Below are 14,225 nucleotides of genomic sequence, written 5' to 3'. Positions count from 1 at the left end.
GGTGGGGCGTGCCAACGACGCTGCCGCCCGTACGCACCAGCCGGACCCGTACATTCATCACCCCGGCGGGGAAACGGCGCGACGAGCGGCTGCGCTGTGCGTGACTCTCGTTGACGTGGCGCTGTCGGAGCGAAGGGTCTACTTACCTCACCGTTCCCATCACGAGCAATGACACTCGGAGACGACGCCCGAGACTACCATCGGCGTCCGCCCGCGGGGAAAGTAGAGATAGCGACGACGAAGCCGACGAACACACAGCGCGACCTGAGTCTGGCGTACTCGCCGGGCGTGGCCGCGCCGTGCCGCGACATCGCGGAGGACGAGAACGCCGCCTACGAGTACACCGCGAAGGGCAACCTCGTCGGCGTCGTCTCCAACGGCTCGGCGGTGCTCGGGCTGGGTGACATCGGAGCGCAGGCGTCGAAGCCGGTGATGGAGGGCAAGGGCGTGCTGTTCAAGCGCTTCGCCGACATCGACGTGTTCGACGTCGAGTTCGACCACGACGACCCCCAAGCGTTCGTGGAGTCGGTCGCCGCGATGGAGCCGACGTTCGGCGGCATCAACTTAGAAGACATCCGTGCGCCCGAATGCTTCGAAATCGAGGAGTCCCTGCGCGAGCGGATGGATATCCCCGTGTTCCACGACGACCAACACGGCACGGCCATCATCTCCGGGGCGGCGCTTTTGAACGCCGCCGACATCGCGGACAAGGAGCTGTCGTCGCTGAACGTCACCTTCTCGGGGGCGGGCGCGGCCGCGACCGCGACGGCGCGGTTCTACGTCTCGCTGGGCATCCCTCACGAGAACATCACGCTGTGCGACATCGACGGCGTCCTCTCGGAGTCGCGGGCCGAGGCCGGCGAACTCGACGAGTACGCCGAGCCGTTCGCCCGCGGCGTCGACGACGGCGACCTCGAAGACGCAATCGAGGGCGCGGACGTGCTCGTCGGTCTCTCGGTCGGCGGCATCGTCAGTCAGGAGATGGTGCGGTCGATGGCCGACGACCCCATCATCTTCGCCATGGCGAACCCGGAGCCCGAAATCGCCTACGAGGACGCGAAGGAGGCCCGCGACGACACGGTTATCATGGCCACCGGGCGCTCCGACTACCCGAATCAGGTGAACAACGTCCTCGGTTTCCCCTTCATCTTCCGCGGCGCGCTCGACGTGCGCGCGACCGAGATCAACGAGGAGATGAAGCGCGCCGCCGCCGAGGCGCTGGCGAACCTCGCGCGCCAGGACGTGCCCGACGCGGTCGTCAAGGCCTACGGCGACGGCCCGCTCCAGTTCGGCCCCGACTACCTCATCCCCAAGCCGCTCGACCAGCGCGTCCTCTACGAGGTGACGCCCGCGGTCGCGCAGGCGGCCATGGAGAGCGGCGCGGCCCGCCGCGAGCGCGACCTCGACGACTACCGCGAGGAGTTGGAAGCCCGCCTCGGGAAGTCCCGCGAGATGATGCGCGTCGTCCTCAACAAGGCGGCGTCGAACCCCAAGCGCGTCGTCCTCGCGGAGGGCGAAGACGAGAAGATGATTCGCGCCGCGAGCCAGCTAGTCGAGGAGGGCATCGCCGAACCCATCCTCGTCGGCCGAACGAAGGAGATTCTCCGGACCGCCGAGGACCTCGGCCTCGATTTCGACCCGACCATCGCGGACCCCGAAAGCGGCGAGTGGAACCACTACGTCGACCACCTCTACGAGCGCCGCCAGCGCAAGGGCCTCACCCGGACCGAGGCGGCCGAACTCGTGCGGGGCGACTCGAACTACTTCGCCAGCGTGATGGTCGAAGTCGGTGACGCGGACGCGATGCTGACGGGCCTCACGCACCACTACCCGTCGGCGCTTCGCCCGCCGCTCCAGATTATCGGCACGGCCGACGACGCCGACTACGCCGCCGGCGTCTACATGCTGACGTTCCGGAATCGCGTCATCTTCTGCGCCGACGCGACGGTCAACCTCGACCCCGACGAGAACGTGCTCGCCGAGGTGACGAAACACACCGCCGAGCTCGCCCGGCGCTTCAACGTCGAACCCCGCGCGGCGCTCCTCTCGTACTCGGACTTCGGCAGCGTCACGAACGAGGGGACGCGCAAGCCCCGAAACGCCGTCGAACAACTGCACGCCGACCCCGAGGTCGACTTCCCGGTCGACGGCGAGATGCAGGCCGACACCGCCCTCGTCGAGGAGATGCTGACCGACACCTACGACTTCGCGGAACTCGACGACCCCGCGAACGTCCTCGTGTTCCCGAACCTCGAAGCGGGCAACATCGGCTACAAACTGCTCCAGCGCCTCGGCGGCGCGGAGGCCATCGGCCCGATGCTCGTCGGCATGGACAAACCCGTCCACGTCCTCCAGCGCGGCGACGAAGTCAAAGACATCGTCAACCTTGCGGGTGTCGCCGTGGTAGACGCCCAATCCGAGTAGCGGCCCCGAGCGGAGCGAGGGTTTTTTGGTCCAGATTTTTGCGGAGAGGGTGAGCGGAGCGAACCCGAACCGGAAAAAGGTGGTCGTGCAACCTGGCGGGGGTCGCCGTGGTGGACGCCCAATCGGAGTAGCGGCCCCGAGCGGAACAACACGACCCAATCGGAGTAACCCCGCCGTCGACGGCGCACCCGACCGCCCGCTCGGGCGCGCCAGCACGAGAAATTAAATAGATTCGGCCGAGTCTGGGAGTATGGTCGAGTTGGGCACACACACGTCGGCGTCGGAGCGCCGGTTCGCACTCGGGTGGGTCGGGATGGCCATCGTGATGTCGTTCGCGGTCGCTGCCATCGATTTCCTCGAACTGCCGTTACAGACGGTGTACGTGTTCGCGGCGGGCGTGACACTTCGGGAAGCCATCGGACTGGCGGTCTGGGCGCTCCGACGCTGACGGCGGACGGGGGCGGGGGCGCGGTCGGCTTCTCACCCCGTGGCGACCAGCCTCCTCGCTTTTGTGCGTTCGCTGAGAATATCGAACCATGTTCGACCAACTCCTCTTTCCGACCGACGGGAGCGACGGCGCGGACGCCGTCCTCGACCACGTCGTCGACATGGCCGCCGCCCACGACGCGACCCTCCACCTACTGCACGTCGCCCCGCCGGAGCCCGAGCGCCGCCCGAGCCTGACCGGCTCCGAGGGCGACGGCGCCGGCGACGACCCCAGCGAACGCCGCCGAAGCGACGGCGAGCGATTCGTGAGCGACGCCGCGGCCCGCGCGTCGCAGTCCGACGTGACGGCCGTGACGAGCGTCGAGCGCGGCGAGCCGTATCAGGTCATCACCGAGTACGCGGCCGAGCAGGGCGCCGACCTCGTGGTCATGCCGACCCACGGGCGGACGGGGCTGAGCCGCCTCCTCCTCGGGAGCACCACGGAGCGCGTCGTCCGGCGGTCGGACGTGCCCGTGCTCACTGTTCGGCCGGACGCGGCGACCGACCTCGCGTACCCCTACGCCGACGTGCTGACGCCCACCGACGGGAGCGCCTGCGCGACCGCGGCGGTCACGTTCGGGAGCGAGTTGGCCGCGGCGACCGACGCGGCGCTCCACGCGGTGTCGGTCGTCAACGTCGCCGCCTTCGGCGCGGACATCCGCGGACCGCTCCTCCTCGACGAACTCGAAGAGCGGGCGAGCGACGCGGTCGACGCGGCGAGCGACACGGCGGCCGCCGCGGGCGTCGAGACTATCAGGAAGTCGGTCGGCCGCGACGTGTCGATTCACGACGGCATCCTCGCGTACATCGACGAGTACGACGTGGACATCGTGGTGATGGGAACCCACGGCCACACGGGGTTCGACCGCTACATGCTCGGGAGCGTCGCCGAGAAGTTGGTTCGGAGTTCGCCGGTGCCGGTGGTGACGGTCAGACAGCCGCGAGAGGAGTAGAGCGGGGTCGCCGGGCGTCGGCCCGAGTCGGCCCGAGTCGGCGGACCCGACGGACCGACCGCGTCCGCCCGTCAGTTCCGAAGCAGACCCGTGACGCCCGCGGTCTCGGCGATAACCCAGCCGACGAAGACGAGATACGCCGCGCCGAGCGCGTACGACTCCAGCCGGGTGAGCGACAGGTCCGTGCGGAGCAGGCCGAAAAGCAGGACGGTCGCCAGCGTCAGCACGCCCAGCATGGGGACGGCGACGGCGAAGTCCACCGGGACGCTCCCGACGATGAGCACGCCCACGGGGATGGCGACGAGCAGGTCGAACGTGTTCGACCCGAGGACGTTGCCGAGGCTCGTCGCGCTGTTGCCGTCGGCGGCCGAACGGACGCTGACGAGCGTGTCGGGGAGGCTCGTCGCGGCGGCGACGACCGTGACGCCCGCGAGGAACGTCGGGACGCCGAACGTCGCGCTGAGCGACTCGACGCTCCCGACCAGTTGCTCGACGCCGACGAGGATGACGAGGAGGCCGCCGAGGAGCCGCGCCCACTCGCGGCCGATGCCGTCAGCGACGCCAGCGTCCTCGGCTTCGTGCTCCGACACGTCCTGCCACTGGATGAATAGATAGAGCCCGTAGAGGAGCAGTGGGATGAGCGCGATGGGGCGGGTGAGTTCTCCCGTCAGCGGCGGGCCGTCGGGCACGGGGAAGTAGATGACCGCCAGCGAGAAGGTGACGACGAGCGTGGCCACGGCGACCATGTAGAACTGCGCCTCCTTGTAGACGACGAGGCGACTGGTTTCGAGGTCGCCGTCGGTGGCGAGCCCCGACAGCGCCGGAATCACGAGGACGTTGAAGATGGCCGAGCCGACGATTGCGCCGACGCCCATGTCGAAGACGCCCGCGGCCGCGGCGACGGCGACGCTGGCGAACTCGGGAAAGCTCGACCCGAGGGCGACGATGATGGAGCCCTGGACGACCGCCGGGAGGCCGTAGTACGCCGCGAGGTGGTCGGCTGACGCTTCGAGCCACCCGCTGCCGACCCAGATGAGACCGGTCATCAGGAGAATCAGGGCGACGTTCGCGAGCGGCGACGACGGGAGGAGACTGCCGAGGACCATTGGTACTCCCTTTCAGCGACCCGGAAAAAGAAGCCACCGACACGGGGTGGTCGCGCGGTGGGTTCGGTCGATTGCCCGCGCGGTCGGTTGGTCGGCGGGCCGCGGACGCGGCGGGTCGTCAGTCGTCGCCGTGGGCGGACTCGGGCGTGAACGTGACGCCGCCGATTTCGATTTCGTCGGGGACGCGGTCGGTGTCGTGCGCGCCGACCGGCGGGAGGTTCGCGTCGGCCGCGGGCGACGCGTCGAGGTCGGTCGCGGACTCGATTGTCTCCATCTCGCCGTCGGCCTCGCGCGCGTCCTGGTCGATGCGCATCGAGCAGAACTCGACGCCGCACATCGAGCAGAAGCGCGCCTCCTTGTAGTTGTCGCCGGGGAGCGTCTGGTCGTGGTACGACCGCGCCCGCTCGGGGTCGAGCGCGAGGTCGAACTGCCGCGCCCAGTCGAACTCGTAGCGGGCCTCCGAGAGCGCGTCGTCCCAGTCGCGCGCGCCGGGGAGGTCGTTCGCCACGTCGGCCGCGTGGGCGGCGATTCGGTAGGCCGCGAGCCCCTCGCGCACGTCCTCGCGGTCGGGGAGGCCGAGGTGTTCCTTGGGCGTGACGTAACACAGCATCGCCGCGCCGGCGCGTCCCGCCTCGGTCGCGCCGATGGCGCTCGTGATGTGGTCGTAGCCCGGAGCCACGTCGGTGACGAGCGGCCCGAGCACGTAGAACGGCGCGCCGTCGCAGACTTCCCGCTGGCGCTCGACGTTCTCGGCAATCTGGTCCATCGGGACGTGGCCGGGCCCCTCGACCATCACCTGCACGCCGTGGTCCCACGCGGTCCGCGTGAGTTCGCCCAGCGTGTCGAGTTCGGCGAACTGCGCGTCGTCGCCGGCGTCGGCCAGACAGCCGGGTCGGAGGCCGTCGCCGAGCGAGAACGTCACGTCGTGCTCAGCGAAGATATCGCAGATGTCCTCGAACGCGACGTACAGGGGGTTCTGCTCGCCGTGTTCTTCCATCCACTGGGCGAGGATAGAGCCGCCGCGGGAGACGATGCCCGTCTTCCGGCCGTCGGTAAGCGGGAGGTGCTCCATCAGCACGCCCGCGTGAATCGTCATGTAGTCGACGCCCTGTTCGGCCTGTTTCTCGATGATGTCGAGGAGCAGGTCGCGGGTGATGTCTTCGGGGCTGTCGACGCGCTTGACCGCCTCGTAGATGGGGACGGTGCCGATGGGGACCGGCGAGTACGCGACGTTCGCCTCGCGTATCTCGTCGAGGTTCGACCCCGTCGAGAGGTCCATCACCGTGTCCGCGCCGTAGTGGACCGCGGTGTGGAGTTTCTCCAACTCCGCGGTGAGGTCGCTCGTCGTCTCGCTGTTGCCGATGTTCGCGTTGACTTTCGTGGCGAACTCGCGGCCGATAACCATCGGGTCCAGCGAGTCGTGATTGCGGTTCGCGGGGACGACCGCCTGCCCCTCGGCGACCTGCTCCCTGACGAACTCGGGGTCGCGGTTCTCGCGCGCTGCGACCCGTTTCATCGCCGGGGTGACGGTTCCCGCTCGGGCGTGTTGGAGCTGTGTCGACGCCATTGATTAGCTAGTGATACAACTGGTTAATAACAGTTGTGACGGGCGGGTCGGAAACGGGGGACCGACAAGCGGGCGACCTGCTTACCGGCTCCGACGACACGAGGGTACGTCGTTCAGCCCTCGTAGCCGGCGTACTCCATCAGGCTCGCGAAGATGTCGGTGTCCATCGCCTCCTTGTAGACGACGCCGCTCAGCATGCCGCCGGGGTAGAAGCCCCCGTTCATGACGTGGTTGACCTTGTGGCAGTGCATGAGGTAGATACCGGGTTGGGCGTCCGCCGTGAACTCGATGGTGTGGCGCTCCGCGGGCGCGATGTTCGTCACGTCCATGTCGTGGCGGGCGGCCTCGGGGACGACGCCGCCGTCCTTCTCGACGACCTGGAAGCGGTGGTTGTGGATGTGCATCGGGTGGCTCATGTAGCCCGCGTTGACGTAGTGGACCCGGACGGTGTCGCCCTGCTCGACGATGATGGGCGAGCCGTCTTCGGGGTGGAGCGTCCGCGGCGCGCTCTTCCCGTTGACGGTGAACACGTCCGGCTTCCGGTCCCGGGGGTCGTACGTCACGTTCTCGCCGGCCATCTGCCGGGGGAGCCGCGAGTCCCAGTCGCGGACGGTCATGAAGTACTCCCGGTCGGCCGGCTCGTACCCCTTCGGGTCGACGCGGAGGATGCCGTACATCCCCATCTCGATGTGCCGGTGGGTCTGGTAGTGACAGTGGTAGAGGTGCGTTCCGGGCACGTTCGCCGGGATGGTGTAGGTGTGTTTCTCGCCGGGGTCGACTCGGATGCCCGTCGTCGTCGGCACGCCGTCGTCCTTCCAGGCCTTGCGCACGCCGTGGAAGTGGACCGTGTGCGGGCGCATCCCGTCGGTGTTGTCCAGCGTGACCTCCATGTCGTTGCCCTCGGTCGTCCGGAGAATCGGCCCGGGGACGCTCGGCTCGCCGTCGTCGGCGCTGAACGCCCACACCTGCGGGAGTTCGACCGGCCCGCCCATCGTTTCGAGGGGGTGGGCCGCGTGGCGCGCCGGCGCGCTCTTGAGGGTGACCTGCCCGCCCTGTTCGTCCACCTGCACGACCTCCGGCGGACTGGTGTACGGCAGACTCGACTCGCTCGTCTGGGCGACCGTCGTCTCGTCCGTGCCGACGGCGGCGTTGCCGTCATCGTTCGTGGGCGCGGCGCACCCCGCGAGGCCGAGCGCTCCGACGCTTCCCGTTGCGGCGAGGAATTCGCGACGCGATACCGTCGAACCGGGTGCACCGACGTAGTTTCGCATTACGGTCGGTCGTTGTCCGGGGGTATGGAATACGGTCTCGCCGGTTCCCGACGCACAGGAGTTCACCGAACATGTTCGGCATGACCGATACGTACCGGGCGGGAAAACAGTCGAGTCGGGCGTACCAGTCAGAATCGACGGCCATCGGTTCGACCGCACCGACGCTGGTGCCCCACGACTTTCATACGCCCCGGAGGTGTATCGGGAATCGAACCGACGGCGCGCGGGTCGCCGCCGAGCAATCCACTCTCACGCAGATGTCGACCAATCCACTCTCAGACGCGCTCGAACCGGACTTCGAGACGGTGTTCGCCGCCCTCACCAGCCCGCAGTGTCGGGCGGTCCTCAGGCGGCTCGACGGGCCGATGACCGCCTCGGACATCGCCGCCGCGTGCGACCTCCCGCGGTCGACGGTGTACCGAAAGCTCGAACAGATGGTCGAGGCGGGGCTCCTCGAAAAACGCGACCGCGGCCGCGACGCCGCCCGCTACGCGCTCGGCTTCGAGGAGGTCGTCGTGACGCGCGAACCCGGCGACCTCTCGCTTTCGGTGTCGTCGCCGTCGCGGTCGGCCTCGGACCAGCTCTCGACGATGTGGTCGGCCGTCAGCGACCAAGCCGACGACTGAGACCTACCCGACCGTCGCGTCGTCCCGCGCGAGAAACGCCTTCATCACTTTGCCCTCCGCCCGGTGGAGCTTCTCGCTCGTCGTCGACTTCGCCAGCCCCACGGCCTCGGCGAGTTCGGTGAGCGTGCATGTCCTCGGCGTGTCGTAGTAGCCCTCGGAGACGGCCGTTTCGAGGAGGTCGTACTGGTCGTCGGTGAGAAGCGACTCCGTGTCTATCGACTGGTGGATGGAGACGAGGTCGAACGGGATGCCGAACTGCGTGAGCTGTTCGCCCAACTCCGAGAGGTTCTCCCGCGGCGCGGTCACCTCGACTGTCACCTCGCCGTCGACGATGGTGATGGGCAGTTCCAGCGGGATGCCCACCTCGCTGAGCGTGAGAATCAACAGCGGCTCGGTCGTCTCGAACTGCACGAGCGCGCGCTCCGGCTGCGCTTCGAGAATCGTCACCGAGACGACCGACTCGTACTCGTCGATGGTGGTGACGACGGGTTCGATGTCGGCCGCTCGTATCTCGACGAGGCCGACGCCCGTCTCGTCGGCCGGCATCGCCGCGAGCACGGTGAACTCGGCGTCCGGATAGCGGCCCGAGAGGTCGGAGACCCAGACCTGCTCGGGGAGCGTGATGGAGAGTGTTGCCCGGGGCATCGGTAGTGAAACGAAGTCGTCCCCGCCGCACAAAGATAGTTCCGAACATGTTCGGCTTCCGGCCGCGGTTCGAGAACCACCGAGACGGGCTTTTCACCGGACCCCCGACCGTCGAGTGTCGAGCGGGGCGGGTCCACCGCCTCGCCATCCTCAATCATGAGTTCGAACGACACCACATCTCCGACGCTCGGCCGGCGAACCGTACTTCGACTCCTCGGCGGCGCGGCCGTCTCTACGACCGCGCTGGGAGGCGTCACCGATTCCGCACGAGCGCAGTCGGGGTCCGACCTCGACTCGTGGTTCGCACAGACCTCGAACTACGACGGGGTGGTGGACGAGACGGGACGCTCGACGGTGACGGTGACGGTGGGGTCACAGGCCAACGGCGGGGCGTTCGGGTTCGGCCCGGCCGCCGTGCGCGTCGACCCCGGAACGACCGTCGTTTGGGAGTGGTCCGGGAAGGGCGGGTCGCACAACGTCGCCGCCGAGGACGGGAGCTTCGAGTCCGACCTCGTCGGCGACAGCGGCCACACGTTCGAGCGGACGTTCGATTCGACCGGCGTCTACACCTACGTCTGCACGCCGCACAAGACGCTCGGCATGAAGGGTGCAATCGTCGTCGGCGACGTCGGCGGCGCGACCGCGACCGAGGCAGCCGACTCGACCGACTCGGCCGGCGAGGGCGAGTCGGAGTCCACCGAGAGCGCCGGCGAGGGAGACGCGGACCTCGACGCGTGGTTCGAAAACACCTCGAACTTCGACGGCGTGGAGGCGCAGACCGGCCTCCAGCGCGTGACGGTCGAGGTCGGGTCGCAGGCCAACGGCGGGGCGTTCGGCTTCGGCCCCGCGGCGATTCGCGTCTCGAAGGGGACGACCGTCGCGTGGACGTGGACCGGCGAGGGCGGGTCGCACAACGTCGCCGCCGAGGACGGGAGCTTCGAATCCGACCTCGTCAGCGCCGGCGACCACACGTTCGAACACACCTTCGAGGAGGCCGGGACGTACACCTACGCCTGCACGCCGCACAAGACGCTCGGCATGAAAGGGGCAGTCGTCGTCACCGACGACGAGGGCGGGTCGAACGCGCAGGTGGCCGAACCGTTCGGTGACCCCGGGACCGAGCGCCTCGGCGGCATCGCGCTGGCCGGGACGTTCGGCGCGATGCTGGCGTCGCCCGCGCTGTTCGGCGCGTTCATGTGGCTCAAGGGCGAGGGCGGCGAGTCGGCGGGTGAGACGTATCCGAAGGGGAAGTCGGAGTAACTCGTCCGCGGGAGGAGTCGGGGGGTTTCAGTTCAGTGTCGGACCGAACCGTCTTTCTCGAACTGCGCGCTCAGAACAGCGACGCGAGCACCCCCGAGATATCGACGTGGAACCCCAACCGCTGGACGCCCTTGTATCCGAGGTAGATGCCGACGATACCCAGTATCCCGGCGAGGTCGGGCGGGGCCGGAATCGGTGTTTCTATGAGGCCGAACAGGGCTCCGGCGAAGACGCCTGCCAGCAGGGCCAAAACGAGTTGCGAGGCCATAGGAGAGTCATCCGCGTTCCCCGATAAATAGGTACAGCATCGACGCGAGCGCGGCGACCGCCTCCGCAACAACCAGGTCGCGGTCGGCGGTGTGCCGCGGTTGTGACCGGACGACAGCGAACAGAACCGGGACGCTGCCGAAGCACTCACAGCGCGTGTCATCGGTCCAGAACATTGTTACTGACTCCGGTGTGTTGCTACGTATGCGCCGTCGCGCGTTTCTCGCGTCCGCCCTGATCGCAGCCTCCACCCTGACCGCAGGATGTAGCTCTCTCGGCCCGCAAACCGAACGCACGGACCCGGTAGTCGAGACCGACGACAACCCCCGAGACAGGGGAAAATACCTCGAATTCGACGGGGCCGGAGACGACGGAGACCTCGCCACCGTGGGCGTCGACCCCACTTCCGGCCCCCTTCCGAGACCGCTCGCCGTCTCGATTTCGCATACAGACGACACCGAACTCCGGTCGCTCACACAGCGGTTCGTGGCACCGGACGGCGACGGGTCTCCGCCGAAACTCTCACTCCGAGGGCCGTTCGAGGGAGGCCACGAGCCCCACCCGTCCGTGTCGCTGTTCCGAGACGATACGGCCACGGTCTTCGAGGTCCACCGGTTCGGCGAGCTCGCCGACGAGACCGCGTTCATCAACCTCGCGGTCACCGAATGGCCGGACTCGGCCCGCAGACTCGTCGTCGACAGTACCGTGGAACTCGTCGAGACGGGGGCGTTCGAGCACACGCACGTCCTCGACGGCGAACTGGCGTTCGACTTCTTCGCCGGAACGGATGCCGGCGACGGAACCGCTGAAACCCCGGACTCGTCGGGGGAGCTAGACACCGGCTCGCCGCGAGTGTAGACACCGGTCTCGACGTTCGAGCACGAGACCGAGACTACTCCACGTACACCCGCGTCACGTGCCCGCCGCAGCCGCACTGTTCGACGTACTCGTACGCCACGCCCTCGAACCGTTCCGCGAGCGCGTCGTACAGGTACGTCTCCGGGTGGCCGTGGTCGCCGTGGGTGACGAGGTTGACGTGGTGGCCGGCGGTCGTGTGTTCGACCGCGGCGACCGCCTCCGCAACGACGAGGTCGCGGTCGGCGGCGTGTCGCGGGAGTTCGAGGTTCGCGGACCACGAGGTGTCGTGGACGCGGTCGGTCGCCGTGTCGGGCGTGTCGTGGTCGTGGGCCGCGGGTCGCGAATCGGTCGTCATTACGCTTCGAGGAACGGCGTCCGGCTCAAAGAGCGACCATCCGAACATGTTCGTCCGAGCTGTGCGAGGCCGGGAAGCGGCGTGTAGAGCCTATTGCAGGCGTGTGAACCACGACGTGTATGGAGATACAACGCAAGACCATCGCGAAGGCAATCGTCGTCGTGTTCGTCTTCAACCTCGTCGTGATGGGTGCGGGCGCGTGGTTCGCCTATCAGGAGGCCCCACCCATCCCCGACGAGGTGGTCGGACCCGACGGTGACGTCGTCGCCAACGGCGACGTGATTCGAGAGGGCAAGACGGTGTTCCAGAAAGACGGCCTGATGAACCACGGGTCGATACTGGGCAACGGCGCGTACTACGGCGCGGACTACACCGCCGACGCGCTGGATTTGAAAGTCGGGTTCATGCGGAACTACTACGCCCAAGAGCGCTACGGTGAACCCTACGACGAACTCGACTCCGCAGACCAAGCGGCCGTCGCCGACGTGGTGAAATCCGACCTCGACGACAGCTACGAGGGCGGCGCGATTCGGTACACCGCGGCCGAGGTCTACGCCCACGAGCAGGTTCGACAGGAGTACGTCGAGCGCTACCACGAGGGCGACCACGAGCGCGGCGTGCCCGTGAACATGATCGACTCCGAGGAGGAGGCGCGGGCGTTCGCGGACTTCGCCATGTGGACGGCGTGGTTCTCGCACACCGACCGCCCCGACGGCACCCACTCGTACACGAACGACTGGCCGTACCAGCCCGGCGCGGGGAACGACGCCACCGCCGCCTCGATGACGTGGAGCGTCGTCGCCATGGTGCTTCTCGTCGCGGGGGCGGGCCTCGGCATCTGGCTGTACAAGTCGGTCGAACTCCCCGAGCCGTCGGCCGAGAACATCACGGTGCCCGAACCGGGCGACGTGAGCGTCTTCCCGAGCCAGCGGGCGGCGCTCCGGTTCGTCCCGGTCGCCGCCGGGTTGTTCTTGGCGCAGGTGCTGTTGGGCGGTCTGCTCGCGCACTTCTACATCGAGCGCGCCGGCTTCTTCGGCATCGAGTCGCTATTCGGCGTGCCCATCCTGCAACTGCTCCCGTTCGCCATCGCCAAGACGTGGCACATCGACCTCGGCATCCTCTGGATAGCCGCGACGTGGCTCGGCGCGGGGCTGTTCCTCCCGCCGCTTCTGACCGGCTACGAACCGCCGAAGCAGTCGAGGTACATCAACGTCCTCCTCGGCGCTATCGTCGTCGTCGTGGTCGGCGGTCTGTCGGGCATCTGGCTGGGCGCGAACGGCTACATCGACGGCTCGCTGTGGTGGATTCTCGGCAACGAGGGGCTCGAATACCTCGAAGTCGGGAAGCTCTGGCAGTTCGGCATCCTCGCCGGCTTCCTCATCTGGGCGGGACTGGCCGTCCGCGGCCTGAAACCGCTTCTCGACAAGGAACCGCCGTACGGACTGGCGCACATGATTCTGTACGCCGGCGGCTCCATCGCCCTCCTGTTCACCGCGGGCTTCCTCTTTACCCCCGAGACGAACATCGCCGTCACGGAGTTCTGGCGCTGGTGGGTCGTCCACATGTGGGTCGAGGGGGCGTTCGAGTTCTTCATCGTCGCCATCGTCGGCCTGACGCTGGTGTCGATGAACCTGCTGTCCCGCCGGAGCGCAGAGAAGGCCGTCATGCTCCAGGCGCTGCTCGTCATGGGGACGGGCATCATCGGCGTCTCGCACCACTACTGGTGGGTCGGCATGCCCGACATGTGGGTGCCCATCGGGAGCGTCTTCTCGACGCTCGAACTCATCCCGCTGGTGTTCATCCTCTACGAGGCGCTCGGGCAGTACCGCGCGATGTCGGGCGAGTCGTTCCCGTACCGCCTGCCGTTCATGTTCATCGTCGCCAGCGGCGTCTGGAACTTCGTCGGCGCGGGCGTGCTCGGCTTCTTCATCAACCTCCCGCTCATCAACTACTACGAACACGGGACGTACCTGACGGTCGGCCACGCCCACGCCGCGATGTTCGGCGCGTTCGGCTTCCTCGCGCTCGGCATGGTCACCTACATGCTCCAGCTCTCCATCGACGCCGAGCGCTGGGACGGCTCGTGGCTGCGCGCCGCCTTCTGGTGTTGGAACGTCGGCCTCGTGTTGATGGTGTTCGTCTCCGTCCTCCCGGTCGGCTTCCTCCAGCTGGAGACGGCGTTCACCGGGAGCTACGCCGCCGCCCGGAGCGTCGCCTTCTACGACCAGCCGCTGATTCAGACGCTGTTCTGGGCGCGGCTCCCCGGCGACACCCTCATCATCCTCGGGACGGTCATCTACGCGGCCGACCTCGTCAGAAAGCGGTTCGTCCTCCGGCAGTCCGCCGACGACCCGAGCGTCGACGATATGGCGGTCGCTGAGGGTATCTTGGGCGACGACTAACGGGC

14 protein-coding genes are annotated in these 14,225 nt (G+C 67.9%); 7 read left to right on the top strand and 7 right to left on the bottom strand.

Annotated elements, in window-relative coordinates:
* The first annotated feature begins 168 nt into the window (after window positions 1–168).
* The 3 genes from E4P24_RS11180 (at window position 169) to E4P24_RS11170 (ending at window position 3,863) form a co-directional block, all read left to right on the top strand.
* Window positions 169–2,424 (top strand): NADP-dependent malic enzyme, encoded by a 2,256-nt coding sequence (locus E4P24_RS11180; RefSeq protein WP_188148493.1) that lies wholly within the window; start codon window positions 169–171, stop codon window positions 2,422–2,424.
* Between the two features lie 250 nt (window positions 2,425–2,674).
* Entirely contained in the window at window positions 2,675–2,872 is a 198-nt protein-coding gene (locus E4P24_RS11175) for a hypothetical protein (protein ID WP_004042040.1), read from the top strand.
* A gap of 88 nt (window positions 2,873–2,960) precedes the next feature.
* Window positions 2,961–3,863, top strand: coding sequence for a universal stress protein (locus E4P24_RS11170; RefSeq protein ID WP_115860990.1), 903 nt, complete (start codon window positions 2,961–2,963; stop codon window positions 3,861–3,863).
* A 71-nt stretch (window positions 3,864–3,934) separates the two neighbouring features.
* Here the strand turns inward: E4P24_RS11170 and E4P24_RS11165 are convergent, their stop codons facing one another.
* The 3 genes from E4P24_RS11165 to E4P24_RS11155 form a co-directional block, all read right to left on the bottom strand.
* Window positions 3,935–4,969 (bottom strand): sodium:calcium antiporter, encoded by a 1,035-nt coding sequence (locus E4P24_RS11165; protein ID WP_115860992.1) that lies wholly within the window; start codon window positions 4,967–4,969, stop codon window positions 3,935–3,937.
* A 118-nt stretch (window positions 4,970–5,087) separates the two neighbouring features.
* Entirely contained in the window at window positions 5,088–6,536 is a 1,449-nt protein-coding gene (thiC, locus tag E4P24_RS11160) for a phosphomethylpyrimidine synthase ThiC (RefSeq protein WP_049921952.1), read from the bottom strand.
* A 113-nt stretch (window positions 6,537–6,649) separates the two neighbouring features.
* Entirely contained in the window at window positions 6,650–7,807 is a 1,158-nt protein-coding gene (locus E4P24_RS11155) for a multicopper oxidase domain-containing protein (RefSeq protein ID WP_004042036.1), read from the bottom strand.
* 257 nt (window positions 7,808–8,064) lie between these two features.
* Between E4P24_RS11155 and E4P24_RS11150 the strand changes: the two genes are divergently transcribed.
* Window positions 8,065–8,433, top strand: a complete 369-nt coding sequence (locus tag E4P24_RS11150; protein ID WP_049914811.1) for a helix-turn-helix domain-containing protein — start codon at window positions 8,065–8,067, stop codon at window positions 8,431–8,433.
* Between the two features lie 3 nt (window positions 8,434–8,436).
* On the opposite strand, the gene E4P24_RS11145 is transcribed toward E4P24_RS11150, so the two are convergent.
* Complete coding sequence (locus tag E4P24_RS11145; protein WP_004042034.1) at window positions 8,437–9,078, bottom strand: helix-turn-helix domain-containing protein; 642 nt, start codon at window positions 9,076–9,078, stop codon at window positions 8,437–8,439.
* 156 nt (window positions 9,079–9,234) lie between these two features.
* On the opposite strand from E4P24_RS11145, the gene E4P24_RS11140 reads away from it, so the two are divergent.
* Window positions 9,235–10,338, top strand: a complete 1,104-nt coding sequence (locus tag E4P24_RS11140; protein ID WP_115860994.1) for a halocyanin domain-containing protein — start codon at window positions 9,235–9,237, stop codon at window positions 10,336–10,338.
* Between the two features lie 70 nt (window positions 10,339–10,408).
* Here E4P24_RS11140 and E4P24_RS11135 read toward each other — a convergent pair whose 3' ends face one another.
* Together E4P24_RS11135 and E4P24_RS11130 are read right to left on the bottom strand one after the other, a co-directional pair.
* Entirely contained in the window at window positions 10,409–10,606 is a 198-nt protein-coding gene (locus E4P24_RS11135; protein ID WP_004062737.1) for a XapX domain-containing protein, read from the bottom strand.
* Between the two features lie 7 nt (window positions 10,607–10,613).
* Entirely contained in the window at window positions 10,614–10,781 is a 168-nt protein-coding gene (locus E4P24_RS11130; protein ID WP_158543168.1) for a hypothetical protein, read from the bottom strand.
* Between the two features lie 28 nt (window positions 10,782–10,809).
* Here E4P24_RS11130 and E4P24_RS11125 point away from each other — a divergent pair, with 28 nt between their 5' ends.
* The gene (locus E4P24_RS11125) at window positions 10,810–11,463 is read left to right on the top strand and encodes a hypothetical protein (protein WP_115803063.1); all 654 of its coding nucleotides are present in this window, start codon (window positions 10,810–10,812) and stop codon (window positions 11,461–11,463) included.
* A 34-nt stretch (window positions 11,464–11,497) separates the two neighbouring features.
* On the opposite strand, the gene E4P24_RS11120 is transcribed toward E4P24_RS11125, so the two are convergent.
* Window positions 11,498–11,818, bottom strand: coding sequence for a CGCGG family rSAM-modified RiPP protein (locus E4P24_RS11120; RefSeq protein ID WP_115803064.1), 321 nt, complete (start codon window positions 11,816–11,818; stop codon window positions 11,498–11,500).
* A 119-nt stretch (window positions 11,819–11,937) separates the two neighbouring features.
* On the opposite strand from E4P24_RS11120, the gene E4P24_RS11115 reads away from it, so the two are divergent.
* Complete coding sequence (locus E4P24_RS11115) at window positions 11,938–14,220, top strand: nitric-oxide reductase large subunit (RefSeq protein ID WP_115860996.1); 2,283 nt, start codon at window positions 11,938–11,940, stop codon at window positions 14,218–14,220.
* Window positions 14,221–14,225 lie beyond the last annotated feature (5 nt).

Origin of the sequence: Haloferax sp. AS1, assembly GCF_014530665.1 — an archaeon.
Taxonomy (GTDB): domain Archaea; phylum Halobacteriota; class Halobacteria; order Halobacteriales; family Haloferacaceae; genus Haloferax; species Haloferax volcanii.
The sequence above is the reverse complement of the archived record's forward strand: the minus strand, read 5'-3'. Positions and strand labels throughout refer to the sequence as shown.

What these genes read in the sequence shown, in the direction of transcription:
- E4P24_RS11120 (WP_115803064.1), bottom strand. Translation starts at nt 11,818, where the DNA reads ATGACGACCGATTCGCGACCCGCGGCCCACGACCACGACACGCCCGAC.
- E4P24_RS11135 (WP_004062737.1), bottom strand. Translation starts at nt 10,606, where the DNA reads ATGGCCTCGCAACTCGTTTTGGCCCTGCTGGCAGGCGTCTTCGCCGGA.
- E4P24_RS11145 (WP_004042034.1), bottom strand. Translation starts at nt 9,078, where the DNA reads ATGCCCCGGGCAACACTCTCCATCACGCTCCCCGAGCAGGTCTGGGTC.
- E4P24_RS11130 (WP_158543168.1), bottom strand. Translation starts at nt 10,781, where the DNA reads ATGTTCTGGACCGATGACACGCGCTGTGAGTGCTTCGGCAGCGTCCCG.
- E4P24_RS11180 (WP_188148493.1), top strand. Translation starts at nt 169, where the DNA reads ATGACACTCGGAGACGACGCCCGAGACTACCATCGGCGTCCGCCCGCG.
- E4P24_RS11175 (WP_004042040.1), top strand. Translation starts at nt 2,675, where the DNA reads ATGGTCGAGTTGGGCACACACACGTCGGCGTCGGAGCGCCGGTTCGCA.
- E4P24_RS11115 (WP_115860996.1), top strand. Translation starts at nt 11,938, where the DNA reads ATGGAGATACAACGCAAGACCATCGCGAAGGCAATCGTCGTCGTGTTC.
- E4P24_RS11125 (WP_115803063.1), top strand. Translation starts at nt 10,810, where the DNA reads ATGCGCCGTCGCGCGTTTCTCGCGTCCGCCCTGATCGCAGCCTCCACC.
- E4P24_RS11140 (WP_115860994.1), top strand. Translation starts at nt 9,235, where the DNA reads ATGAGTTCGAACGACACCACATCTCCGACGCTCGGCCGGCGAACCGTA.
- E4P24_RS11150 (WP_049914811.1), top strand. Translation starts at nt 8,065, where the DNA reads ATGTCGACCAATCCACTCTCAGACGCGCTCGAACCGGACTTCGAGACG.
- E4P24_RS11165 (WP_115860992.1), bottom strand. Translation starts at nt 4,969, where the DNA reads ATGGTCCTCGGCAGTCTCCTCCCGTCGTCGCCGCTCGCGAACGTCGCC.
- E4P24_RS11155 (WP_004042036.1), bottom strand. Translation starts at nt 7,807, where the DNA reads ATGCGAAACTACGTCGGTGCACCCGGTTCGACGGTATCGCGTCGCGAA.
- thiC (WP_049921952.1), bottom strand. Translation starts at nt 6,536, where the DNA reads ATGGCGTCGACACAGCTCCAACACGCCCGAGCGGGAACCGTCACCCCG.
- E4P24_RS11170 (WP_115860990.1), top strand. Translation starts at nt 2,961, where the DNA reads ATGTTCGACCAACTCCTCTTTCCGACCGACGGGAGCGACGGCGCGGAC.